The organism is Christiangramia crocea, from assembly GCF_022410465.1.
Classification (GTDB): Bacteria; Bacteroidota; Bacteroidia; order Flavobacteriales; family Flavobacteriaceae; genus Christiangramia; species Christiangramia crocea.
Map to the genome: position 1 here is coordinate 69,955 of NZ_JAJSON010000007.1, position 26,042 is coordinate 95,996.

General features: G+C 39.8%; 16 protein-coding genes. 8 read left to right on the forward strand and 8 right to left on the reverse strand.

The annotated features are described in order from the left end of the window. Window positions 1-41 precede the first annotated feature (41 nt). On the reverse strand, window positions 42-2,252 hold the full coding sequence (locus LU635_RS01975; RefSeq protein ID WP_240095650.1) for an ATP-binding protein: 2,211 nt from the start codon (window positions 2,250-2,252) through the stop codon (window positions 42-44). A gap of 4 nt (window positions 2,253-2,256) precedes the next feature. Then, the gene (locus LU635_RS01980) at window positions 2,257-5,919 is read right to left on the reverse strand and encodes a CheR family methyltransferase (protein ID WP_240095652.1); all 3,663 of its coding nucleotides are present in this window, start codon (window positions 5,917-5,919) and stop codon (window positions 2,257-2,259) included. Window positions 5,920-6,536: 617 nt separating this feature from the next. Here LU635_RS01980 and proC point away from each other — a divergent pair. From proC to LU635_RS02015, 7 genes are all read left to right on the forward strand, one after another. Beyond that, window positions 6,537-7,343 carry a pyrroline-5-carboxylate reductase gene (gene proC / locus LU635_RS01985; protein ID WP_240095654.1) on the forward strand — a complete coding sequence of 269 codons (807 nt, stop codon included), beginning with the start codon at window positions 6,537-6,539 and terminating at the stop codon, window positions 7,341-7,343. 34 nt (window positions 7,344-7,377) lie between these two features. Continuing rightward, window positions 7,378-8,151, forward strand: coding sequence for a glutamate 5-kinase (proB, locus tag LU635_RS01990; RefSeq protein WP_240095656.1), 774 nt, complete (start codon window positions 7,378-7,380; stop codon window positions 8,149-8,151). 40 nt (window positions 8,152-8,191) lie between these two features. Beyond that, the gene (locus LU635_RS01995; protein ID WP_240095657.1) at window positions 8,192-9,391 is read left to right on the forward strand and encodes a glutamate-5-semialdehyde dehydrogenase; all 1,200 of its coding nucleotides are present in this window, start codon (window positions 8,192-8,194) and stop codon (window positions 9,389-9,391) included. A gap of 100 nt (window positions 9,392-9,491) precedes the next feature. After that, window positions 9,492-11,357: a M61 family metallopeptidase gene (locus tag LU635_RS02000; RefSeq protein WP_240095659.1), complete on the forward strand. Its 1,866-nt coding sequence runs from the start codon at window positions 9,492-9,494 to the stop codon at window positions 11,355-11,357. A 127-nt stretch (window positions 11,358-11,484) separates the two neighbouring features. Continuing rightward, on the forward strand, window positions 11,485-13,488 hold the full coding sequence (locus LU635_RS02005; protein ID WP_240095661.1) for a monovalent cation:proton antiporter family protein: 2,004 nt from the start codon (window positions 11,485-11,487) through the stop codon (window positions 13,486-13,488). A 47-nt stretch (window positions 13,489-13,535) separates the two neighbouring features. Next, window positions 13,536-15,206 (forward strand): ABC1 kinase family protein, encoded by a 1,671-nt coding sequence (locus tag LU635_RS02010; protein ID WP_240095664.1) that lies wholly within the window; start codon window positions 13,536-13,538, stop codon window positions 15,204-15,206. Between the two features lie 29 nt (window positions 15,207-15,235). Further along, window positions 15,236-16,726, forward strand: coding sequence for a S10 family peptidase (locus LU635_RS02015; RefSeq protein ID WP_240095666.1), 1,491 nt, complete (start codon window positions 15,236-15,238; stop codon window positions 16,724-16,726). A 3-nt stretch (window positions 16,727-16,729) separates the two neighbouring features. Here LU635_RS02015 and thrC read toward each other — a convergent pair whose 3' ends face one another. From thrC to LU635_RS02040, 5 genes are all read right to left on the reverse strand, one after another. After that, window positions 16,730-18,025: a threonine synthase gene (gene thrC / locus LU635_RS02020; protein WP_240095668.1), complete on the reverse strand. Its 1,296-nt coding sequence runs from the start codon at window positions 18,023-18,025 to the stop codon at window positions 16,730-16,732. Continuing rightward, complete coding sequence (locus tag LU635_RS02025) at window positions 18,022-18,942, reverse strand: homoserine kinase (protein WP_240095670.1); 921 nt, start codon at window positions 18,940-18,942, stop codon at window positions 18,022-18,024. Before LU635_RS02025 ends, thrC begins: the two co-directional genes overlap by 4 nt. Window positions 18,943-18,944: 2 nt before the next feature. Further along, window positions 18,945-21,392: a bifunctional aspartate kinase/homoserine dehydrogenase I gene (gene thrA, locus LU635_RS02030; RefSeq protein ID WP_240095672.1), complete on the reverse strand. Its 2,448-nt coding sequence runs from the start codon at window positions 21,390-21,392 to the stop codon at window positions 18,945-18,947. 343 nt (window positions 21,393-21,735) lie between these two features. Further along, the gene (locus tag LU635_RS02035) at window positions 21,736-23,199 is read right to left on the reverse strand and encodes a MoxR family ATPase (RefSeq protein WP_240095674.1); all 1,464 of its coding nucleotides are present in this window, start codon (window positions 23,197-23,199) and stop codon (window positions 21,736-21,738) included. 12 nt (window positions 23,200-23,211) lie between these two features. Beyond that, window positions 23,212-24,342 (reverse strand): vWA domain-containing protein, encoded by a 1,131-nt coding sequence (locus LU635_RS02040; protein WP_240095676.1) that lies wholly within the window; start codon window positions 24,340-24,342, stop codon window positions 23,212-23,214. A 196-nt stretch (window positions 24,343-24,538) separates the two neighbouring features. Between LU635_RS02040 and LU635_RS02045 the strand changes: the two genes are divergently transcribed. Then, window positions 24,539-25,651: an endonuclease/exonuclease/phosphatase family protein gene (locus LU635_RS02045; protein WP_240095678.1), complete on the forward strand. Its 1,113-nt coding sequence runs from the start codon at window positions 24,539-24,541 to the stop codon at window positions 25,649-25,651. On the opposite strand, the gene LU635_RS02050 is transcribed toward LU635_RS02045, so the two are convergent. Continuing rightward, window positions 25,620-26,039 (reverse strand): response regulator, encoded by a 420-nt coding sequence (locus LU635_RS02050; protein ID WP_240095681.1) that lies wholly within the window; start codon window positions 26,037-26,039, stop codon window positions 25,620-25,622. The genes LU635_RS02045 and LU635_RS02050 overlap by 32 nt on opposite strands. Window positions 26,040-26,042 lie beyond the last annotated feature (3 nt).

Below are 26,042 nucleotides of genomic sequence, written 5' to 3' on the forward strand. Positions count from 1 at the left end.
CGAAAATATTACAAAGGCTAATTTCTGGCAATTTTGTTCTGTTAAACATGAAAGTAAAATGTAGTGCTTACTCCGGGTTCACTTTCTGCCCAGATCCTACCATTATGCTTTTCGATTATCTTTTTCACTATAGCCAGACCAATTCCGGTTCCTTTATACCCATCTCCTGAAAACCTGGAAAAAAGGTTAAAAATGTCTTCTTTATGTTTTGGATCAAAGCCTATTCCATTATCCTTAACGTAATAGGTTGTCCTACCCTCTATACCCTTTGCACCAATTTCAATCTTTGGATTCTCTTCCTTTTCAGAATATTTAAGGGCATTCGTAATAAGATTTGACCAAACCTGCATGATCATTCTTTTATCAGCCATCATTCTGGGTATCTCTTTATCCATAATGATACGTGTATTGGGATAATTTGTTTTGATATTGAATGACTGAAGGATGTCTTCTACCAAATGGTTCACAGAAAAGATGCCTCTATTCATTGTTTGCCCGGAAACACCGGCAAAAGAAAGGATATTATCTATGAGCTCCTGCATTTCTTTTGCAGAACTAAGGATAGTATCCACGGCTTGTTGTCCGGGCTTATCCAGGCTATCGTAATGATCTTCCTTAAGAATATGGGCATACCCGTCTATTCCTCTTAACGGAGCCTTAAGATCATGCGACAGTCCCTGACTAAAAAGCTCAAGCTCATCATGTGCTTCTAGTAACTGTTTATTAAGCCTGTCTATCTTCAGCTTTTGTTTTTCAAGAATGATATTACTCAAACTCTCCCTTATGGCTTTGGCCGCGCTAATCTGATAATCTAACCAGGGATCGGATACACCGGTTAGCTTTTGAGTCCATTTTTCAAAGGACTTTCGCGGTGTCATCCGTTGTTTTTCTTCATCAAAACTCGCTTTTTTATCTGGATTTCCTCCCCAGCTCACATTCTGAACCACTTCTGGCCTGAACCACATAAGGAAGTCTTTATTACTCCTACCCAGTTTCACACTTAAAATTCCTGAGGCCGAAGCCAGAAAATCCCTGGCGGGCTCGTAAAATTTAGCCAGGTTCTTGGTAAAGTATACTGATTCATCTTGCCTGGAAAGAAAGCTTTCAGCCAGTTTCCTAACCTGTTTTTTTGAGGGAGTATTTCCCACCAACCGCATTTTTCCATCGAGAATAATTGCTCCTCCTTTACAATCCATCAAATCGGTAAAAAGAACCTTCTGTTCTGCCAGTCCCTTTTTAATCTTGCCTTCAGACTCTATCTGTGTCACCAGATCTCCTCTAATAGATTCCCAATCTTCAAGTTTCCCAATATACCTGTTGGTTTCCTTGAGAGTAAGTTCATTTGAAAATATCTGGGTGAGGAACTCACAGGTTTGCCGATGATAGTAATTAATATATTTTGCAGAATAATGATGGCAGGCAAGCAGTCCCCATAACTTACCCTTACTTATTAAGGCTGCAGTAAGCGAAGCCCCAACCTTCATGTTTTTAAGATATTCTATATGTATTGGCGAAACGCCACGTAGTTCAGATTTTGAAAGATCCAGCGGTTCCCCATTTACCGGAGAAATTTCAGGTTCTATGGGTATGGGATCGTAGTTAACATTGGAAATGATACGAACCCGGTGCTTCATGAATAACTCACGGGATTGCCTCGGGATATCACTAGCCGGGTAATGCAATCCCAGCCAGCTTTCTAAATGTTCTTCCTTTTCTTCGGCTATCACCTCTCCATTCCATTCTTCATCAAACTTATATACCATTACACGATCGTAGCCAAAGATATCCCTGGTAATCTTAGCTGCATCTGCACACAGATCTTCTGGGGTTTCCGAAGAACCAAGTATATTCAGGATACTGGTAAGCTGTCTTTGGTATTCATAAGGATTATAGTCACTTCGGGCAGGTTCAAAATCAATAATAAGGCTGTCGCCGGAAATATGAGGGATCATGACAAACTCCTTATCATTGATTTTCACTTCCCTTACTACTGGCCTTTCTTCTTCATTTTTCAAAAGCTTAAGCTCGCTGGTCCTTTCCTCTCCTATCAAAAAACTTAAAGGTTTAGAAAGCAGTTCTTTAGAAGGGGTTCCAAAGAAGTCTTCAGAGTTCCTTCCTATTTGAGTAATATTAAGACTAACCTTATCACAGGCTACAATTACGCCATGGGACTGGGATTTGCCAATAATGTGAATGGGTTCCTTATCACAATTGGTCATATCCACTTTTTCAGGATAACTGATTTGGGGCATAAATTTAGTTGGCTTTTAATTTGAAATAAAAGGTGCTCCCCACTCCTTCCTGAGAATCTAACCAGATAGTACCCTCATGTAAAAGAACGATCTTCTCCACATGTGCCAGGCCAACACCAGTACCATCCATATCTTCATTACCGGGAACGCGGTTGAAAATGGTAAAAATATTACGCTGATCTTCTGTGGAGATGCCCATACCGTTATCCACTATTGAAAAGACCCAGTATTTATCTTCCTTATAGGCTGAGATACGGATTTCCGGTTCTCTTTCCTTTGGTACATATTTTATAGCATTACTAATTAAATTTTGAAATAATAACCTTAACTCCACCTCATAGCCTTTAAGTTTAGGAAGGGCTCCGGTATGAATTCTGGCTCCGGTATCCCTTATACTCTTCCCCAGATCGTACTTCACTACTTCAACAATTTCCTTGGTATCTACAATGGTTTTCTTACCATTCCTACCAATTCTGGAATGTTCAAGCAGTGCACGAATCTGTGCTGAAAGCCTGTCTGAAGCGTTCTTAATATACTTTATATAATTCTCTCCCTTCTCATCCAGTTTACTTGCATACATCTTCCCGAGCACATCACTACCGAACTTAATTGTTGCAAGAGGCTCCTGAAGGTCATGTGAACATATCGATACAAATTGCTCAAGGTCGCGGTTGGCTGTTTCCAGGTCGCTTTTCTGCTCACGGAGTTGCTCCTGGGCCTTTTTAAGAGCAGAGATATCCACACAGGTATAGCGAATGGTTTTCAGATTGTTCTTTTCATCCTTTTCTGCAGTAGCATTAAGAATAACAGGTAAAACCCTTTTCTTCTTTGTGAGCATATTCTGCTCGAGATTCACCAGCTCACCTGACTTTTTAATACTGTTCTCCATCTTTAAGGCAGAAAGTTTGGAGTCCTCATCAAAAAGTTCATAAATAGGTTTTCCAATAAGGTCTTCCTTGGTTTCATACCCAAGTTTCTGAACCGCCTTTTTATTGCAATGTACGATCTCAGAAGATTTTGGATCTACACTAATATGTAATACAGGATCGTCCTCATAGAATGACTTGAAACGCTTTTCACTCGCCATTAATTTCTCCTTAGACTTCTGGATAGTTTCAATATCAATGAAGGCGATCACAACTCCATCAATATTGTTATCTGAATCCATATAGGGGGAAATACGTTGCAGATAATTCTTCCCTTCTCTTGAAACTATAGGTTTTTCAAATACTTTTCCGGTATTGAGCACCTTTTCACAACGATCCAGGAAACTCTGCTTCCTGCTTAAACCAAAACTATTGGTAAAGTTGTCTATAGGTCGTCCAATATCGCCGTTTATCAAGCTAAAATGCTTTTTAATCGCCGGGGTGAATTTTCTGATCTTTAAATTGGAATCCAAAAATATAACACCGATATCTGTACTCTTAAGAAGGTTGTTCATATCGGCATTAAGTGCTGCCAGATCATCCATCTTCTGAATATTCTCAGCATTCACCGTATTGATCTCCTCATTAACACTTTGAAGTTCTTCGTTCGTACTTTGAAGTTCCTCATTAGAAGCCAGAAGCTCCTCGTTAGCAGCCTGCAATTCCTCGTTACTCGTTTCAATTTCCTCAAGAGAGGTTTGCAGATCTTCCTTGGTCTTCTTTAACTCTTCTTCAAGACTGGCTACATATTCCTTGGTTTGGTTAGAAGGACTTACCTTGTCCATTTTTTTTACCTCCTCAAGGTTGAGTTCCTTTTCAATAAAAGAGATCACGTAGTTTGTCTCACCTTCTATACTATGATTTGTGAATGGTTTGACAATGATATCGGCACCTATCTTTTTATCTTTCTGGGTTATAACTGCATCGCGATAAACCACTTTCTCCTTATCCTTATATGCTTTATTGAAAGTAGACTGCACAACAATCTTAAGATCTCCATCCAGCATATCCAGAAGGTTGATTGAAAATCCACTAACCGGCAGGTTTGCATATTTTCTGAATTCACCAACGGCCTGTAATATGTTATATTCTGAATCAACAAAAAGTGAGGCACCACCAAACTGTTCCAAAATGGTCTCGTTCAGCTCATTCTGAAGTTTCTGTCTTATAGGATTAGACTGTGATCTGAAATTTTTCCTTTCGGAAGTTGATTTATTTTCCAGTAATCTAGTAGTCTTGGCCCCAATGGCAGAGGCATGGCTAATACCATTCTTAAGCCTTTTACTAGGTTCTACATTTTTGTAGATCTTCCATCTGCGGTCAATTTCCGAGAAATTATCCTTAAGGCCATGCACACTCTCGCTGGTCCCTAGAACCAGTACTCCATGTTTCCTTAATGCATAATGGAGCATGTTCAATGCTTTTTTCTGAATACTGTTCTGGAAATAGATAAGAAGGTTTCGGCATACCACCATATCCATATTGCTGAAAGGTGGATTCTTGATGATATTATGTTGTGAGAATATCACCATTCTCCTGATTTTCTCAATAATCTGGTAGCCGTTGGACTTGCTTAAAAAATATTTAAGCAGAAATTCCTTTGACACATCGGCCACAATACTTTCCGGATAAATACCTTTACTGCCTATATCAAGATGTGGCTGAGAAATATCTGTTGCAAAAATTTTTATTTCAAGGTCTTTACCCTGCTTTTCCATCTCCTCATGCAGGCACATGGCAAAAGAATAAGCTTCTTCCCCGGTACTGCACCCAACATCCCATACTTTTAAAGTGTCACCATCATTCTTTTCGGAAATCATTTTAGGGAATACCTCGGTTTTAAGCACTTCCCAAACCTTTTCATCCCTAAAGAACTTGGTTACCCCAATAAGGAATTCTCTGTAAAGGATCTCTACCTCTTCCTCCTGACTTGTAAGAAAATTGTAGTATTCAGACAGGTTCTTGCATTTGCAGATATTTACCCTTCTTGCTACTCTTCGGGCAAGGGTGGCATATTTATATTCCCTGAAATCCAGCCCAGCCTTTTCATCAATATAATTAAGGATCTTATTAAGTTCCTTTTCGTCATACTGAACATCGCCATCCTTAAAATGGAAAATTGGCGGAGTTGAAATAAAATCCTTTAGCTCCGGTCCCATTTCAGAAACGGGAAGTATATAATCTACCAGTCCTGTATTGATGGCACTGTTAGGCATGCCATCAAATTTAGCCTCGTCTGGTTCCTGCACCATGACCATTCCATCATTCTCCTTTATGGCGCGAACTCCTCTTGTTCCATCACTCCCTGTTCCACTTAAAATAACACCAATGGCCCTCTCCTTTCTTTGCCTGGCCATTGATTCAAAAAACAAATCTATGGGAAGGTTTAATATCTGGGTTTTAGGTTTCTCCTGAAGTAAAAGGATATCATCCTCGAGAATAAGGTTGTTAGCCGGAGGTATCAAATAGATGTGTCCTGGCTTCACCTTCATCTGATTAGTGATCTGTATAATAGGAAGGTTCGTATTCTTTTTAAGGAGTTCTCCCATCATACTTTTATAATCGGGAGATAAATGTTGAATAACTACATAGGCATTCTCATCATCTGCTGAAATGTTCTTAAAGAATTTCTTAAGGGCTTCCAATCCTCCTGCACTCGCTCCAACGGCGATAATCCTGGTCTGTTCAGCCAATTTTTCTTTTTTAGTATCAGCCTGAGGCCTCTCTTTAAAGTTTTTCATTCAATTAGACTAGTAGGTTTTTATATTCAATATAGAATACTTTTGAAATCGGTAATAATAGATAATTTTTCCAAAAAGTTTTATTCCATATCACATATTTATTGAGTCAAATGCTTAGTGTTTATTACTGTTTTGCCTCAATTACCCCCATTAGAGAAAAATCCATGCCAAAAATTTTCATTAGAGTTCTAAGGTTTCCACTTCAAACCTCAAATACCTGACAGAATTACATGATTTTGTCAAATATGCAAATAAAATTTCTTTAAAATTTAAATCAGAAATAAATAACATTATTTTAAGAATGGGTTCATATTCGGCTTTTTCTATTTCAATTCTGTGATTTTCATATTAATAAAATAGAGGAATTTCTACACACTTATTCTTAATATCAATCCTCAATAATTGATTAATCGACAATTATACCGTTGATGATTTTAAGATATTTTACCAGATTTTATGTTTTTATTAGTGCACGCTTCCATAAAATCAAACTAAATTATTGCTTCAAACTGCCGGTTGGGCATTTAAAATAAACTTTATCGCATGGTCTTTGAACCAAATGGGGCGAAACATATGGCAAAAGCCTTTTTAAAAAACTTAGAACCAAAAAATAAAAAATGAAAACATTAGTAATTGGAGCAGGTAATATGGGATTAACCTACGCTGAGGGTATGGCTAAATCTGCCATGCTTAATCGTAGAAATTTAATGGTATTTGATAAGTCTGCCGATGTTATTGCAAGACTTAGAGAACTTGACCATTTCGATGTTTATGAAAAGCTTGAGGATTGCCTGCCACAGGCAGATATGGTATTTGTTGCGGTAAAACCTTATCACTGTGATACCCTTTTTGAAGAAATGAAACCAATGGTAAACGAAGAGCAGATCTTTGTTTCCCTTATGGCTGGTGTAACTATAGCAAAGATCCAGGCGGGTCTGGGAGTAAAGAAAGTAGTGAGATCTATGCCTAACCTTCCGGCACAGGTTGGAAAAGGTGTTACCTCATATACCGAATCTAAGGAAGTCTCCCGTGTAGAATTGCTTATGGTACGCAATCTTCTGGATACTACCGGAGAATCCATACATGTTAAAAATGAGAATTTTATAGATGCCTCCACCGGTATTTCTGGTAGTGGGCCGGCTTATGTATTCTACTTCATGCAGTCTATGCTTGAAGCAGCACTTAAAATGGGATTCTCAAAGCACGACTCCAAAGTTCTTGTTAGCCAAACCTTTGAGGGTGCCGTAGAACTCTTTAATCGTAATGACCTTTCCCCTGATACCTGGATGGAAAGAGTGGCTTCTAAGGGCGGAACAACCAGAGCTGCACTTGATTCCATGGACGATAATAATGTAAAGGAGCTCATCAAAGAAGCGGCATATGCTGCTTTTGACCGTGCCGTAGAACTGGGAGAAGACAAATAATTCTAAACTTAATTTAGCTTATAAATAAACTAAAATGGACAATAAAAGAAGAATTGTTGTAAAGGTTGGTACTAATGTAATGACCAATAAAGACAATAGGATTTTAGGCCCTGTATTAAAAAGCCTGGTAAGGCAAATAGCTACCTTATATGAAGAAGATATTCTTGTTGTACTTGTTTCCTCAGGTTCTGCCATCGCAGGTAAAGAGATCCTTGGTGAAATAAACATCAAAGATGAAAGTAAAAGAAGGCAGGTATACTCCTCAGTAGGGCAGCCACGTATGATGCGCCACTATTATAGCATTTTCCATGATTACGGAATGAGATGTGCACAGGTATTGGCCACCAAGCGTGATTTTAGTCCCGGGATCCATAGAGAAAATATGATAAACTGCTACGAGTCCCTGCTTTCAGAAGGTATCATCCCTATTGCAAATGAAGATGATGCCGTTTCGGTCACCATGTCTATGTTCTCTGATAATGATGAGCTCGCGAGTCTGGTAGCCGAACTTATCGGTGCTGAAAAACTAATTATTCTTAGTGATACCGAAGGACTTTATACCGGTCATCCTGAAGATGACGAATCTGAAAAGCTGAATAAGGTCCAGGTAGACGAGAATGTTGAAAAATATGTTCAGCAATCTGATAAGGGTGAAGGCGAAGGCCGTGGAGGTATGGAATCCAAGATAAAGATAGCGAAGGGTACTGCAGCCAAGAATATCACAACTTACATTGCCAATGGAAAACGTGAAGATGTGATTCTTGATATTATGGCAGGAAAACCGGTAGGTACCAAGTTTACCTCATAAAAGAATTAGATTAACATAACTAAACTAAAGAAACGAAAAAATGAAGTTGATAAAATCAGAAACCAAAAATAACGTGCTTAAATCCATGATGAAGATTCTGGATAAAAGACGTAAAGAAATTATTGAAGCCAATAAAAAAGATCTTGAGGCCTTCACTAAAGACGATCAGGCCATGTACGACCGATTGATCGTAGATGATAAGAAGGTGGACGGGATGATCCAGTCTGTTAAAGAAGTAATGGAACAGGATGATCCGGTAGGCAAGGTGATTGAACACCGTACCCTTGATACAGGTCTTGATATTACTAATAAAACAGCTCCTTTCGGAAATATCATGATTATATATGAATCAAGACCCGATGTAACCATTGAGGCAGCAGTTTTAGCTTTCAAAGCTAATAACAAGATCTATCTTAAAGGAGGAAAAGAGGCGATTAACAGTAACAAGATCCTCGAAGAATGCTGGCATGAAGCCCTTGAGGAAAACGGCCTTGAAAAAGACTGGATCAAGTTGCTGCATATGAGCAGAACTGAAACCCAGGAATTCCTGAAAAACCCGCCAGAACAATTAGACCTTATAGTACCTCGAGGCGGTGAACGACTTATCGCATTTGTTAAGGAACATGCTACCGGTGCGGTACTGGTTAGTGGTAGAGGAAATAATTTCCTTTATGTTTCAAAAAATGCTGATTTTGAAGTTGCTAAAAAAGTGATGCTGAATGCCAAGATTGATAAGATCTCAGGATGTAATGCTTTAGATAAGGTACTTGTAGATAAGAATATTGAAGATTTTGAAGGGAAACTGAAAGAACTTCAGAAGCTATTCAAAGACAACAAGGTGAATATCCTGGTTGATGATGAAGTTTCTAAAGTACTTACCGATGAAGAAAAGGTACCTTCAGAAGATACCTGGTATGAAGAATTCCTGGCGATGAAAATTGTTATAGGAGCCATTGATGGGCTGGATGCAGCCATCGAGAAGATAAATCATTATTCCGGTGGTCACTCGGCTTCAATCATCACTACAGATAAAAATGAGGCTCTCACCTTTATGGAACAGGTAGACAGCGCCGCAGTTTATCATAATGCCTCTACCCGATTCACTGATGGTGGACAAATGGGTGTAGGTGCTGAACTTGCGATCTCTACCGATAAATTACACCATAGAGGACCTCTTGGACTAAAACAGTTGGTTACCAACAAATATTATGTTCTGGGAGAAGGTCATGTTAGGGTATAATATTGATATTCAAATTTGTATAAAGGCACCGGTTGGTGCCTTTATTTTTTTGTAACATTTTCACTTACTTTATGTCTTATAAAGTAAAGACAATTTATTTATGAAGAAATTTATAATGGGGATTGCAGCAGCCTCGGTTTTATTTGCCTGTAAGACCCCGAATGTACCCCAGGAAGAACAGCCTATTTTGGCTACCATAGATCTTGTAAATGTTGAAAATGACAAAGTGTGGGTTAGCGTAGATCCGGATAGGTTTACTTCAGAAACCACAACTTTCTATATTCCCAAAACAGTACCGGGAACCTATTCTACAGATAACTACGGCAAATTTTCAGAAAATTTCAAGGCTCTGGATTATAAGGGTAGGGAAATGGACGTGGTAAAACTTGACGACAATAGCTGGAGTATTGCCAATGCAGAAGATCTTGATAAAGTGGTTTACCAGGTGAATGACTCTTTCGACTGGGAAAACGAAGGAGGCGTTTATTCCATGGCGGGAACAAACATTCTCAAAGACAAAAACTTCCTTTTAAACCTTCATGGATTTGTGGGTTATTTCAAGGATATGAAAGAGGAAGAATACCGACTTCAGATTGAGCGTCCGGCAGGTCTTATTCCCGGAACTTCACTTACTGTAGACAGAACTATGAATTCTGAAAATGGCAGTTCTAAGACCGATATTTTCAATTTGAGCCGCTATTTTGAGGTGATAGACAATCCTATCATGTACGCTGAACCTGATACCGCCAGGATAAAGGTTCAGGGAATGGAAGTACTGCTGAATGTTTATTCGCCTAACGATAAATATTCGGCACAGGATATCAAGCCATCCATGCAAAAGATGATTAATGCACAAAAAAAATTCCTTGGAGATATCGATAATACCGGGAAGTATGCCATCCTTTTATATCTTGCCGAAAATGATAAACCCGATGCCGGCAATTTTGGAGCCCTGGAACACCATACCTCTACGGTGGTCGTACTGTCTGAAGACTCCTCGCTTTCTTCACTGGAAAATTCAATGATCGATATAGTATCCCACGAATTCTTTCATATACTCACTCCACTGAATGTTCACTCCAAAGAGATACATTATTTTGATTACAACGATCCTAAAATGTCTCAGCATCTATGGATGTATGAAGGCGTAACCGAATATTTCGCTAATCTTTTCCAGGTTAACCAGGGGCTTATTAGTAATCAGGAATTCTATAACCGAATGGTTGAGAAGATCAACATTGCTAAGAATTTTGATGACACCATGCCTTTTACGGTAATGAGTAAGAATATACTGGAAGATGATTATAAAGACAGTTACTATAATGTATATATGAAAGGTGCCTTAATAGGTATGGCTCTGGACATACGTTTACGGGAATTAAGTGGTGGCCGCATGGGCATACTTGACCTTATGAAAAAACTGAGTGAGAAATACGGAAAAAACAAACCCTTTAATGATGATGAATTGATCTCGGAAATCGTGAAACTTACCTATCCTGAGATTCAGGACTTTTTTGATACCTATGTAAGTGGTACTACTCCCATTCCTTATTATGAGTTTTTTGAAAAGGCAGGTCTGGAAGAAAAAGAAATCATGACCGAAGTGGGATATTTCTTAAGAGGCCAGGTACCATACATTACCGCAAATCAGCAAACCATGGAGCTCGTTTTCAGGAATGATATTGAACTGAACACATTTTTAAAAGATCTTGGTGTTCAGGGAGGAGATACCATCAAATCTATCAATGGAAAAGAATATACGATTCAGAATGTGTATGATCTAATCAATGCGACTCAAAGCTGGGAAGAAGGAAACCGAATTAGCATGACTGTTGAAAGGGATGGGGAAGAAATTACACTTGAAGGTGAAATTACAAAACCTATGGACATGGATAAAAGGCTTGTAGAGATACAGAATGCTGATGGCGAACAAATGGAACTTCGTAATGCCTGGTTAAAAGGCTAATAGGTTTTATCAGAATAGACAGCGGCAGGAAAATGGACTTAACCCCAACATCCTACCGCTTTTTTTTGTTTAAAATAGAGTCCAAGCCCTTTATCTTCTTATATTTAAAATTCAATTAAACCAACCTATGGAAATTCCTATTCTTCAGGATATAGTCATTATACTGGGGTTATCAATTTTGATAATTCTTATTTTTCAACGGTTGAAACTCCCCGCCATTCTTGGGTTTCTTATAGCAGGGATCATTGCCGGGCCCCATGCCTTTAATTTAATAAGTTCACAACACGAAGTAGAACTGCTCTCCGAGATCGGGATCATCTTTCTGCTTTTCGTGATCGGTATCGAACTGTCACTGAAAGGTCTGGCCTCTATCAAGAGGATCATATTCCTGGGAGGTGGCTTACAGGTTGGCGGTACCATCCTTATCACGGCGGCTATCTCACATTTTATAGGCTTACCCTGGAATACATCAATATTCCTTGGTTTCCTTTTTAGTTTGAGCAGTACTGCTATCGTACTCAAGCTATTGCAGGAAAAAGGGGAAATTGGATCTCCTCATGGAAAAATCGGTTTGGGAATACTTATTTTCCAGGACATCATCGTAGTTCCCATGATGCTTTTCACTCCGCTGCTTGCTGGTGAGACACCAAATATTCTTTATACTATTTCTATCATGGCCTTAAAGATATTGATCGTTCTTATCCTTGTTTATATTCTTGCCAGGTATGTGGCTCCAAAAATATTTGGATGGGTAGTAAAAACTAGGAATCAGGAACTTTTCGTGCTCACTGTGGTGGTATTTTGTTTTGGTGTCGCGTGGCTCACGTCTACGGTGGGTCTTTCCCTGGCTCTGGGTGCATTTTTCGCAGGGCTCATCATTTCTGAATCGGATTATAGCCATCAGGCAACAGCAAACGTACTTCCCTTCCGGGAGATCTTTATTAGCTTCTTCTTTATTTCGGTAGGAACACTGCTCAACCTTGATTTCTTTTTTAACAATATCATCAATATCCTGCTTCTGGTGATTGGAGTGATCCTTTTAAAAATGCTGGTAGTCGGACTTACTGTGCTTATTTTAAAATACCCTGTCAGGACTATTTTCCTTGCATTGTTCAGCCTTTTCCAGGTGGGTGAATTTTCCCTGCTCCTATCGGGTGTTGGCAAAGAAAGCGAATTAATTCCCGAAAATATTTACCAGTATTTCCTGGCTATTTCAATCATTACGATGGGCATCACACCGTTTCTCATTGAAAAAGCTCCGCGCATCACCTATGCCCTTCTGAAGGCCCCCATCCCTTCAGCAGTACGAAAACGTCTTGAAAACATTAAAAGAAGCAGCAAGGCCGAAGAAGAGTTTTCCGAAGAAAATCTTCATGACCATCTTGTGATAATCGGTTACGGGATTAATGGAGAAAACATTTCAAAAGCCGCCAGAAAGGCTGAGATCCCTTATGTGATCCTGGACACCAACCCTGATACTTTTGAAAAGGCCAAAGCAAAAAAGGAACCCATAATTTTTGGTGATGCTACAAATAATTCTATCCTTAAACACGCTCATGTCCAGGAAGCCCGGGTTATAGTGATCGCAATTTCCGATCCCGGGGCCACCAGAAAAATTCTTACCAATATAAGGCAGTTTACCCAAACTGCCACGGTTATAGTAAGAACGAAATATGTAAGGGAGATCAAAGATGCGATAAGGCTGGGCGCAGATGAAGTGGTACCTGAAGAATTTGAGACCTCCATCGAGATATTTACAAGGGTCTTAAAAAAATACCTGGTACCGTTTGATGAAATTCAGGAATTTATAAACCAGATCCGTTCTTCAGATTATGAGATGCTTACTTCTATGAAGAAAAGTCCGCACTCTCCTGCCCTGCAACACCTCAACATACCTAATAAAGAAATAGTTACCCTAAAGGTACAGAGGGACAACCATAAGATAGTGGGTAAGAGCATTGAAGAATCAGGGATTGGGAAGAACTACCGGGTAACAATTCTGGCCATACAGCGGGATAAACGTTATCTCACCGAGATATCACCAGAGACGACAATACACCAGGGTGACCTGCTGTATCTTTTTGGACATCCCAATAATATTAACCATATAAACAATATGCTTTCTTTCTGATACTGGTTTATTTTATAAATTTAGAACCCTAACAATTTAAATGACCAATGAGCAACACGCCAGATAAGATCAAGAGATATTACAAATTCATTCATTTTATGCTGAAATACTGGAATAGTGACCTGTTCCGGCAAACCACCTCAGCAGCTATTGATGAAGGCCTTGCTGAAGAAGATGATGAACATCACTTCGATCAGACTCCCGAAGAACTGGTCGAGGATCTTAAAGCCATGGGGCCTACTTACATTAAATTAGGGCAGCTTCTTTCTACAAGACCAGATCTGTTACCGGACGAATACTTAAAGGCACTGGCCAATCTGCAGGATAATGTTTCTCCTGTTCCTTTTGAGGAAGTAAAAAATATCATTGAGGAAGAACTGGGAACAAAAATCTCTAAAGCTTTCAATCTTTTTGATGAAAAGCCCATAGCAAGTGCTTCTATAGGTCAGGTGCATCACGCTGAACTTCATTCCGGGAAACCTGTCGCGGTTAAGGTCCAGCGGCCTGGAATTAGAAAGCAATTCATGCAGGACCTTGAAACACTGGATGAAATGACGCAACTGGCCGTAAAACATCTCGAAAAGGCCAAGACCTATGCCATAGATGAAGTATTTGCGGAGTTAAGGCGTATTTTAATAAATGAACTCGACTATTTTAAGGAAGCACAGAACCTGAAGACCCTAAAGCAAAACCTCCAGAGATATGAACATCTCATTATTCCGGCACCCGTGGATGATTATAGTTCTTCCAGGGTACTAACCATGGAGTTTGTTAGCGGAAAAAAGATCACTTCTCTTTCCCCTTTGAGGCAGATGGAAAATGACTTTTCTGAACTAGTGGAAGAGCTTGTTGAAGCCTATTTACAGCAGATCATAAACGACGGTTTTGCGCATGCCGATCCACATCCAGGGAATATAAAATTCACCGATGATAACCGGATCGCACTTATAGACCTGGGAATGGTAGCACGCTTCACTCCCCAACTTCAGGAAAATCTCATTGAATTACTTCTGGCCATAAGTCAGAGTAACGGGGAGAAAACTGCTCACATTCTGCTCAAGATGAGTGAAATGAGTGAGGAGTCGCAACCCAAAGCCTTTGCGAAGACTGTTAGCGATGTGATCATGGAAAGCGAGAACAGCAGGGCTAAAGACCTGCAAACAGGCCGCATATTAATTCAACTAAACCGGCTTGCACTTAATACGCATATAAAACTACCGGTGGAGATCAATATTCTTGGGAAGATACTTCTTAACCTTGACCAGATCGTAGCAATTTTAAATCCGGAATTTGACCTGAGAGCTGCTATCCAGCGAAATGTGCATGAGATCATGCGAAAAAAGATGCTCAGTGAACTGAAACCTGAGAATTTCTTTAGCACTCTCATAGAATCAAAACACTTTCTGGAGAAAATGCCTGAAAGAATGAACCGGATCTCTGAAAACCTGGCTAACAACGAGATGAAGATCAAGATAGACGCCATAGACGAAAAACGCGTGACTGATGGTTTTCAAAAAGTAGCAAACCGTATCACTCTGGGTCTCATTATAGCAGCCATGATCATCGGTGCCTCCATGCTCATGCAAATACCATCAGATTTTACCATTTTTGGTTATCCTGGCCTGGCCATGTTATTCTTTATTCTGGCAGCAGTAGGAGCCATCGTACTAAGCTATGTTATAGTCTTCAGAGACGAGAACCTCAATAATAAAAATTAACTTTTGAACTTTAGAATTCTAAAATTAACATGAGAAAATTTTCATTTTTAATTGGCTTAAGCCTTTTTTCAATTTTCGCCACTTATGCCCAGCAAATAGAAATTCCCCTGGACACTTCTGTGGTGACCCGGCATTCTGTGAACATCAATGGAAAATCGATTGATTATACCGCTGAGACCGGTACTATTCCTCTGTGGAACGAAGACAGGGAACCAATCGCGAGTTTATTCTATACTTATTATACTCGAAGTGGAATTAAAAATACAGAAAACCGGCCACTGGTAGTTTCTTTTAATGGCGGCCCGGGTTCGGCCTCTGTTTGGATGCACATAGCCTACACAGGCCCACGTGTACTAAAAATAGATGAAGAGGGTTTTCCTGTTCAACCCTATGGAATAAAGGAAAATCCGCATTCAATTCTGGATGTGGCTGATATCGTATATGTTAACCCTGTGAACACCGGTTACTCACGCCCTATCCCCAATAAAGAAGGAAAGGTAGACCGGGAAAAATTCTTCGGAGTTCAGGCCGATATTGAATATCTTGCCGAATGGCTGAATACTTTCGTAACCCGAAAGAACCGATGGTTGTCACCAAAATATCTGATTGGAGAAAGTTACGGGACCACTCGGGTTTCCGGTCTTGCACTCGAATTACAGAACAGCCAGTGGATGTACCTTAACGGAGTGATCCTGGTTTCTCCTACAGAAATAGGACTGGACCGGGAAGGGCCGGTTGAGATTGCTAACCGTCTCCCATATTTTGCCGCGGCAGCATGGTACCATGAAGCTTTACCTCAGGAACTTCAGAGTAAGGACCTGGATGATTTACTGCCCGAAGTTGAAAACTATGCTATAAACGAATTATTACCTGTTTTGGTGAAAGGAGGATTTACTGAAGCCTCAAAAAAACAGGAAGTGGCCCAAAAAATGGCCTACTATTCAGGAATTTCAGAAAAAGTAATCCTTCAGAATAACCTTGAAGTACCCTTCAGGTATTTCTGGAAGGAGCTTCTGCGCGAAAAAGAAGGATACACGGTTGGCCGACTTGATTCAAGATATCGGGGACTGGACGCCAAGGAATCAGGAGACGATCCCGATTATAATTCAGAACTAACTTCCTGGTTGCACTCTTTCACTCCGGCGATAAACTATTATCTACGCGAAGAACTGAACTTCAAGACAGATCTTAAATATTTTATGTTCGGGCCGGTTCATCCATGGGATCGAAGCGGGAATAATACCGGTGAGAATTTAAGACAGGCCATGGCTCAAAATCCGAATCTGGATGTGATGATTCAGTCTGGCTATTTTGATGGTGCTACCACTTACTTCAATGCGAAATACTCCATGTGGCAACTTGACCCAAGCGGCAAAATGAAAGACCGCCTCAGCTTTAAGGGATACCGAAGCGGCCATATGATGTATTTAAGAAGCGAGGACCTTGAAAAGGCTAATGATGATCTGAGAGAATTTATCCTGAACACCTTACCAGGAGAAGGCGAACCCGCAAAATATTAATATTTAACTCATCAAATATCCCTTCAGGTCTTCATAATTGCTGATCTGGAGGGATTTTTTTTCTTTATCAACAATTCTGGCTATTGAATCCGGAATTGCCACCTTCTTTCCTATCACCTCTTCAACAGTCTCTAAAAACTTAACTGGATGAGCGGTTTCCAGAAAAGTACCGTAATAACCATTTTTGTCCTTCAGAAACTCCTGAAGTCCTAAATATCCCACAGCCCCATGTGGATCCATGACATAACCGGTCTCCTCAAAGACCTCCTTAATTGCCTTCTTCGTTTCTTCATCATCAAAACTATAGGCAGTTAAATTCTTTTTTAGTGAATGGTATTCATTATCAAAAAGCTGAAGAATACGCACAAAGTTACTGGGATCTCCCACATCCATAGCGTTCGAGATGGTCTGGACACTTGGTTTTGGTTTGTAAATTTCGGTTTCCAGATAACTCGTGACAGTATCATTCGCGTTATTTGAGGCTACAAATTGATCGATTGGTAATCCCATTTCCCTGGCAAGCATTCCGGCGCAAATATTTCCGAAATTCCCACTGGGAACTGAAAATACCAGCTTTTCATCCTTCTCCTCTAACTGCTTATACGCAAGGAAATAATAGAACATCTGTGGTAACCACCTTGCTAGGTTGATAGAATTTGCAGAAGTAAGTTTTCGTTTCGCAGAGATGTCCTCATCCAGAAAAGCCTGTTTTACCATGGCCTGGCATTCATCAAAGGCTCCGTCAACTTCTAGAGCAGTGATATTCTGCCCCAAAGTAGTAAGTTGCTTTTCCTGGATCTCACTTACCTTTCCCTTAGGATAGAGAATTACAACGTCTATACCATCAACCCCTAAAAATCCATTGGCCACGGCACCACCCGTATCTCCCGAAGTTGCCACCAGAACAGTTACATTTCCAATATTACCCTTTTTTATAAAGTAACCCAGACTACCCGCCATAAACCGGGCCCCAACATCCTTAAAAGCAAGTGTTGGTCCATGAAAAAGCTCCAGGCTACCTATCCCCTTTTTTACATCCACTACGGGAAAATCAAAATCCAGAGTCTTACTAATGATGTTTTCTAATTCGTTATCTGGAATTTCACCTCCTACATAATCCTTAATGACCTGAAATCCAATTTCAGTTTTACTCAATTCAGGAAGTTTCTTAAAGAACGATTCAGGAAGTTTCACTATTTCCTCAGGAAAATAAAGCCCCTTATCAGGAGCCAGACCACGAATAACGGCATTTTCAAAATTGCTTCTGTGTTCCCTGTTATTTAAACTGAAATATTTCATAGTATTTTTACTCCCTGTTTATTAATTGCTGAAAGATGAAGATCAAAGTCGATCCCTTTCTTCTCATAAAATTTCTTGATTGCCTGCTTTACCTTTTCCGCATTTTCATCTCCTTTGCAAAGGGCATATACTGAAGGTCCCGACCCTGAGATACCAAAACCTAAAGCCCCATTGGCCACTGATAGTTCATCCAGTTCCTGGAAATAAGGAATAAGGATGGAACGTATAGGTTCCACGATCTCATCTTCAAGGCTCCTCCCCAAAAGATCATAATCATCAGTATAAAGAGCACTTATTAATGCTCCAAGGTTTCCCCACTGATTTATGGCTGATTTAAGACTTATATTCTGCTTGATAATGGAACGGGAATCTTTAGTCTTTATCTCAATTAAAGGGTGTAACACCACCATTCTCAATTCTGAAGGAACGGGCAAACTAAGGACTTCCAAGGGACAGTAGCTTCTTACAAGGCTAAAGCCCCCAAGCAGTGCCGGTGCAACATTATCTGCATGCTCATTCCCACTTGCTATAAGCTCTCCCTGCATTGCGAAAGGTATCAGCTGGTTAGAACTGTAAGGTTCTCCCAGCAGTTTATTCACGGCGAAAACCGCTCCGGCAGAACTTGCAGCACTACTGCCGATCCCACTTCCTGGTTTGATCCTTTTGGTTATCTCTATATCGAATCCCTGATCAGATTCCAGGTCCTTCAATAAGGCCTTAACAGCTACCCCTGCAACATTCTTATCGGCTTCCATTGGAAGTTCCTGTCCGGTGACTTTAGTAATCCTGATTTCATTCAGGTCATTTTTTCTCACTACCATCTCATCACCCACAGAATCGAGGCAACAACCCAGAACATCAAAGCCACAGGAAAGGTTGGCAACAGTTGCCGGCGCAAAAACTTTTAATTCCTTCATACCTATTTCTTTCCTACCCTGATTATATCTGCAAATATTCCCGACGCGGTCACTTCAGCTCCAGCCCCGGCTCCTTTCACGATTAATGGTTGTTCGGGATATCTTTCAGTAAAAAATAATACAATATTATCACTTCCGCTAAGTCCGGCAAAAGGATGATCGGCACCTACTTCCTGAAGTCCTACTTTTGCCTTTCCATCTTCAAGCTGAGCCACATATTTCAGTTCGGCATTATTTTCTACAGCATGATTGTACATCTTCTTAAATTCAGGTTCATCATGTTCAAGCAATTCAAAGAATCTTTCATTCGATTCTGAATTAAGACTTTCCTGTGAAAGGAAATCATCCCTTTCTATATCCTCCAGCTCCAGTTGATGTCCGCTCTCACGGGCAAGGATGAGTATTTTTCTTGCAACATCTACCCCGCTAAGATCTATCTTCGGATCGGGTTCAGTATAACCTTCCTTCATGGCTTTTTCAACCACCTTATAGAAGGGTTCTGAAGCATCATAGTTATTAAATACAAAATTAAGGCTGCCGGAAAGAACTGCCTGGATCTTGGTTATCCTGTCTCCGGAAGCCACAAGATTCTGTAAAGTGTCAATTATTGGAAGTCCGGCGCCTACATTGGTCTCATAAAGGAATGAAGCTCCATATTCCCTTGCCAGGTTCTGAAGGTTCTCATAATTCTCAAAGTCATCGGCACATGCGATCTTGTTACAGGTGACTACTGAAATGGAATTTGCAAGATAGTGCTTATACCAGTCAGATATTTCCGGACTGGCCGTATTATCCACAAAAACACTGTTTCTAAGGTTAAATTCCTTCACCCTGTTGAAGAATTCTTTTCTATCAGCATTTTCAGCATTCTCCAATTCTTCTTGCCAATTATTCAGATCTATTCCATCTTCGTTAAAGAGCATCTTTCGCGAATTGGAAAGGCCCAGCACCCTAACCTTTAATCTTAACTTTTCAAGCAGGTATTTTTCCTGTTTCTTAAGCTGATTAATAAGTTTACTACCAACATTTCCAACTCCTGTAATGAAGAGGTTCATCTCTTTTGAAGGTACCTCAAAGAACTGTTCATGCAGGGTGTTCAATGCCTTTACCACATCTTTCTTTGCGATCACTGCTGAAATATTTCTCTCAGAAGATCCCTGGGCAATAGCCCTGATATTTATGTTGTTATTCCCAAGGGCGCTGAACATTTTCCCGCTAAGACCATGATGGCTTCTCATCCTGTCTCCGACAAGGGCGATAATTGCCACATCATCCTCGATCTCCACAGGTTTAATTTTTTTATAGTCTATCTCAACTTCAAAGGCCTCGTCTATAGCCTCTTTGGCCTGGTCAGCTTCATCAGCTTTCACGGCGATACAAATACTGTGTTCAGAGGAAGCCTGAGTAATAAGCACCACGTTTATGTTCTCCTGAAAAAGAACCTCGAACAAACGCTTGGAAAAACCGGGGATTCCAACCATACCACTACCCTCAATATTCAGAAGTTTTATTGAATCTATATGTGTAATTCCCGTTACCCAGCGAAAATTCTTTTTGCTGGACCTCGAAATAAGGGTGCCCGGATTATCGGGCTCAAAGGTGTTTTTTATATGAATTTGGATATTTTTATCGAGCAGTGGCTGTAATGTTGGCGGATATAAAACCTTGGCACCAAAATGTGAAAGTTCCATTGCTTCTTCATAAGAGATTTCCTTCAAGGAATAAGCCTGGGGAACCAGGTTAGGGTTTGCAGTGAACATCCCGTTTACATCGGTATAAATAATTACCTTGTCAAGATTGAGTGCTCCACCTATAATGGCGGCAGTAAAATCTGATCCTCCACGACCCAGGGTACTTGGCACACCAAGATCATTTTTGGCAACAAAACCGGGAACTATATAAAGATCAGCTTCGTTCTTCTTGAAATATTCAGTGATGTTACTGTTTGTCTTTTCATAATTCACCTGAACCTTTTCATTCTGATTTTTACAAACGATAAGTTCCCGGGAATCGGTAAACAAACTTTTTATTTTAAGGCTTTTAAAATATTCTGAAATAATCAGGGAACTTAGAATTTCTCCAAAACCGGAAATAACATGACGGGTTTTATCTGAAAGTTCATTCAATAAAAAAACTCCTTCATAAAGAGTTTCTAGTCGATTAAACTGATTTTTTACCTGGCTCAGGATACCACTTTGGGCTGTCACCGGAATCAACTCCCTTACTGCCTCCAGGTGCCGTTTTTCATTCTTTTCAAGGATTTCTTTGTAACTAAGATCCTCTCTTGCGGCCAATTCAGCCATGAGCAAAAGATCATTAGTTACACCGCCAAAAGCTGAGACCACCGTAATCACAGAGTCTTCTTCAAGATGTTGCTGAATAGTTTTGGATACCAGTTTTATTCTTTCTGGCGAAGCGAGGGACGTCCCTCCAAATTTCAGGATATGCATAACTGAAACCGTTTAAAAATTAATAAGGTTAATAAGAAATTAAAATATACAGGTACGAACGAAAATTATATAATAAGAACCCCAAAAGGGGTAATACCTGTAATCATGATAATACCAATAATACGCATTCGGAAAGGAATATTTCCAGCATTCATATCGATATTTTTTAGAAGATTTTTCACAGCTTTTGCTTGTAAACTTGAATAAAGGTATTCAAATAAATTTAGCGGCAAAACTTTTTATTTATATCCTTTTAAGAATTATCACATTAATAATTTTTCCGAATAAAAAACCCGATAATAAAATATATCGGGCTGTTTATTAATAATTTGAAAATCTAAATTTAGAGTCCGCTGATATAACTTCCATATAGATCTTTGAACTGAAGGCCTTTTGAAAACCTGTGTTTACTTAATTTTTTATATTCCACCAATGCCCAGAGCAAAAACTCTTTCATAAAATATTTATCCTGATCATCAATCTCAGGTTGATACTTTTCTATCAATTTATTAAGCGGATCGATGGAATCCAGTTTTTCCTTGTATTCAGATTCAGGCAGATCATCGGGCAGTTCAAAACCGGATCCTTCAAAGAACCATTCTACCAGATCGTCATAAGGAGTTGTCTCATCCGGTCTTTTCAATTTTTCTATCTTTGGAAAATAATCAGGAAAAAGACTTTTCACCGCCTCTCCTATCAATTGAAGTGCAACAAAGGCGGCTCCCTCCTGCTCTCCTTCATAAACGAGTTCCACCTTTCCCGTGATCGAAGGGACAACTCCCAGAAAATCACCAAACCTCAACATGGTTTGTTCCTCTCGGTTCTTAATTGCTCTTCTTTCAGCCGTACTTAAAAGATTTTCAAAAGCGGTAATGCTCATTCTCGCACTTACACCACTCTTATGATCAATGAATTCACTATCCCTGGCTTCGAAACTTATTTGCTCCAGTAAATCCTTTGCCATCTCCGGTACATATACCAGTTCTTTTTGACGGTCATCCAGCTGGGCTTCCTGGGTCGTTATGATCTTAGCCACCTCTATACTTTCAGGATAATGGGTGAGTATCTGGGAACCAATCCGGTCTTTAAGAGGGGTAACTATACTTCCCCGATTGGTATAATCTTCAGGATTGGCTGTAAATACAAACTGCATATCCAGTGGAAGTCTTAGTTTAAACCCGCGTATCTGAACATCGCCTTCCTGAAGAATATTAAAAAGAGCTACCTGTATCCTCGCCTGAAGATCGGGCAACTCATTGATCACAAAAATACTGCGATTCGCACGCGGGATCATCCCGAAATGTATGACGCGTTCATCGGCATAGCTCAATCGTAAATTGGCTGCTTTGATGGGATCCACATCCCCAATAAGATCGGCCACGGTAACATCAGGCGTTGCCAGTTTCTCAAAGAACCTTTCTTCTCTGTGGATCCAGGCTACAGGTGTTTCATCTCCTTTAGTATTGATAAGGTCTTTTGCATAGCGGCTTATAGGCTTTAGCGGATCATCATTGATCTCTGAACCTTCCACAACCGGGATCCATTCATCAAGAAGGTTAACCATGAGGCGTGCAAGTCTTGTCTTGGCCTGACCCCGGAGTCCAAGGAAGTTAATATTATGCCTGGAAAGAATTGCTCTTTCCAGTTCGGGGATTACACTGTAATCGTAACCATGAATGCCTTCAAAGGCATTCTCATTATTCCTGATCTTTTCCTTGAGGTTTTCCCTAAGTTCTTCTTTTATACTCTTACTCTGGTATCCGGCCTTTTTTAAAGCCCCCAGTGTCCTGATATTTTTTGTTTCCATATATTCCTTTTCTTAGCCTCTAATTCTTTTTTTTCGGTTTATTTCATAATCCTCAAATATCATTTCGCCTAAGCCCTTCAAGCCAGTATAGAAAGCCTTGCCCTGATTAGCTATGGTGAATTCCTGAACAAAGCGGGTTAGATAAGGATCCTGGGCGATCATAAAAGTAGTGATTGGGATATGAAGTTTCCTTGCCTGTCTTGCCATATTATAGCACTTATCCACAATATAAGGGTCCAGGCCCATACTATTCTTGTAATAACTGCCATCTCTTTCCCTTACGCAGCTTGGCTTTCCATCAGTGATCATAAAGATCTGCTTATTGGTATTTCTTTTCCGGCGAAGCAAATCCATAGCCAGTTGGAGACCATCCACAGTATTTGTATGATAAGGACCAACCTTGAGGTAAGGCAGTTCTGAAATTGAAATAGGCCAGGCATCATTCCCAAAAACCAGAATATCAAGTGTGTCCTTGGGATAGCGGGTTGTGATAAGTTCGGAAAGTGCCATAGCCACTTTTTTAGCCGGAGTGATCCTGTCTTCACCATAAAGTATCATACTATGGCTTATATCTATCATTAGCACAGTACTCATTTGAGATTTATAATGAGTTTCTTCCACCACAAGATCATCTTCTGACATCTTGAAGTCTCCGATTCCATGATTTATCTGAGCATTTCTGAGACTTTCGGTCATTGAAATTCTGGACAGGGAATCACCAAAGTGATAATCTCTAAAATCTCCAGTATGCTCATCACCCTCACCAATATAGCTTGTCCTGTGATTACCGGATGAACCTTTCTTCAGTTTTCCGAAGATCTGCTCAAGGGCCTGCTGTCTTATGGCTCTTTCAGTTTTTGCGGTTATGGCCATTTTACCACCCCCGTTTTGATCTATCTCCTCCCTGATATATCCTTTCTTCTTTAGGTCCTCTACAAAATCATCCAGGGTATAGTCATCATCGGTAAGCTGATATTCCTCATCCAGCTGTTTCATCCAGTCCAGAGCCTCATCCAGATCACCCGAAGTATGTGTAATGATCTCCTTGAAGATCTCAAATAGTTTATCAAAAGGAGATTTTTCCGGCTCATCATACTTGTTGAAAATGAAACCTCTAATCTCTTTATCTGCATTCCTTTTCATATCTTTAAAAATAAACCATTTTATACAGAAAGTGAAAACATGTCTTGTAAACACTCACTAAACTTTTGTTAATTGAAATCTCCAAAACGAAAAAGCGCTATTGTTATTCTTTTCTTAATTACTCTTCAATTTTCTTCAGAAAAAAAGAGATTTGAAAAAATATCGCAATGATCTATTCCTTTTAAATTGGTAACATATGGATATAGGAGAAATAATAATCTTATTCTTCTCGGTTTTAACATGCATTCCTACAATTGCTTCCATAACAAGGTTTGACCAATGGTGGATCCGGGGTTTTGATTTCCCACGTATACAAATAAGTTTTTTAATCACTGTTGTAATTATAGCTTCAGTCATCTATTATGATTTTTCAGAATCCTGGCATCTTATTGCAGTCATAATTCTGGCATTAAGCCTGGTATATCAATTAGTAAAGATCTATCCATATTCTTATATATCTAAAAAGCAGGTACTCAAATTTAAAGGAAGTGATCCAAATGCTACCATATCAATTCTTGTGAGCAACGTGCTTACTCCCAATAAACGATGTGATAAACTTATTACCCTGGTGAGAGAGCGCCAGCCCGATATTCTTTTAACACTTGAAAGTGATAAAAGATGGGAAAAGGAGCTATCGGTCCTGGAAGATGAATATAAATATACCGTTAAGATCCCGCAGGATAACTTATATGGGATGCATTTATATTCTAAATTAAAACTGGAAGATGTAAAGGTGCGCAATATAGTTCAGAAGGATATACCCAGCATTCATGCTTTTGTGGTCCTTAGAAGTGGTAAAAAGGTGAAGCTTCATTGTCTGCACCCTATGCCACCCAGCCCAACTGAAAGTGAAACCTCTACCAATCGTGATGCAGAATTATTGATGCTGGGAAGAGATGTGGATGCAGATACACAAACAACTTTGGTAATTGGTGACCTAAATGATGTAGCCTGGTCGCGCACTACCAAATTATTTTTGAAAATGAGTGGCATGATGGATCCCAGGATAGGCCGTGGCTTTTTTAACACCTTCCATGCTGATTATTTTTTGCTTAGGTGGCCTTTGGATCACGTATTCCATACAAAGGATTTCACATTAATAGATATTGCCAGGGAAAGAAATATAGGTTCAGACCATTTCCCGATGTACATTAAGTTGAATTACGAACCTACCGCAGAATTGATCAATGAAGACACAGAGAAGGCTGAACGCGAAGAAGAAGAATGGGCCGAAGAAAAAATTCAGAATGCCGACCCTCTACAACAAAAGATCGATCTCAGTTTTCCTCAAAAAAAGGCGATAACGTAGATACACCTTTTAACTTATTACAGTGTTTGGCTGAAACAGGCTTTTCAATGAAGTCTATCACATGGGGATCGTTTGCCGCATTCCTCTTATCCTTACGATCTATTGATGAAGTTACCATTACAACATGGCAATGTTCATTATTGGGAATCTCTTTTAGACGATCCAGAAATTCCCAACCGGTCATTGCCGGCATATTGATGTCAAGCATTATCAAATAATGACCGGGATCCTTAGTTAAGTTTTCCTTCAGAAAATCAATGGCTTCCAGCGGATCTTTAAAAATAACAGGAACTTTATCCAGGCCAGTCTTGCTAACTATTTTACTTTGCAGGAAAGTAACTATAGAGTCGTCATCAATAATAATTGTTTGTAGGGTTTGTAGGGTCATTTA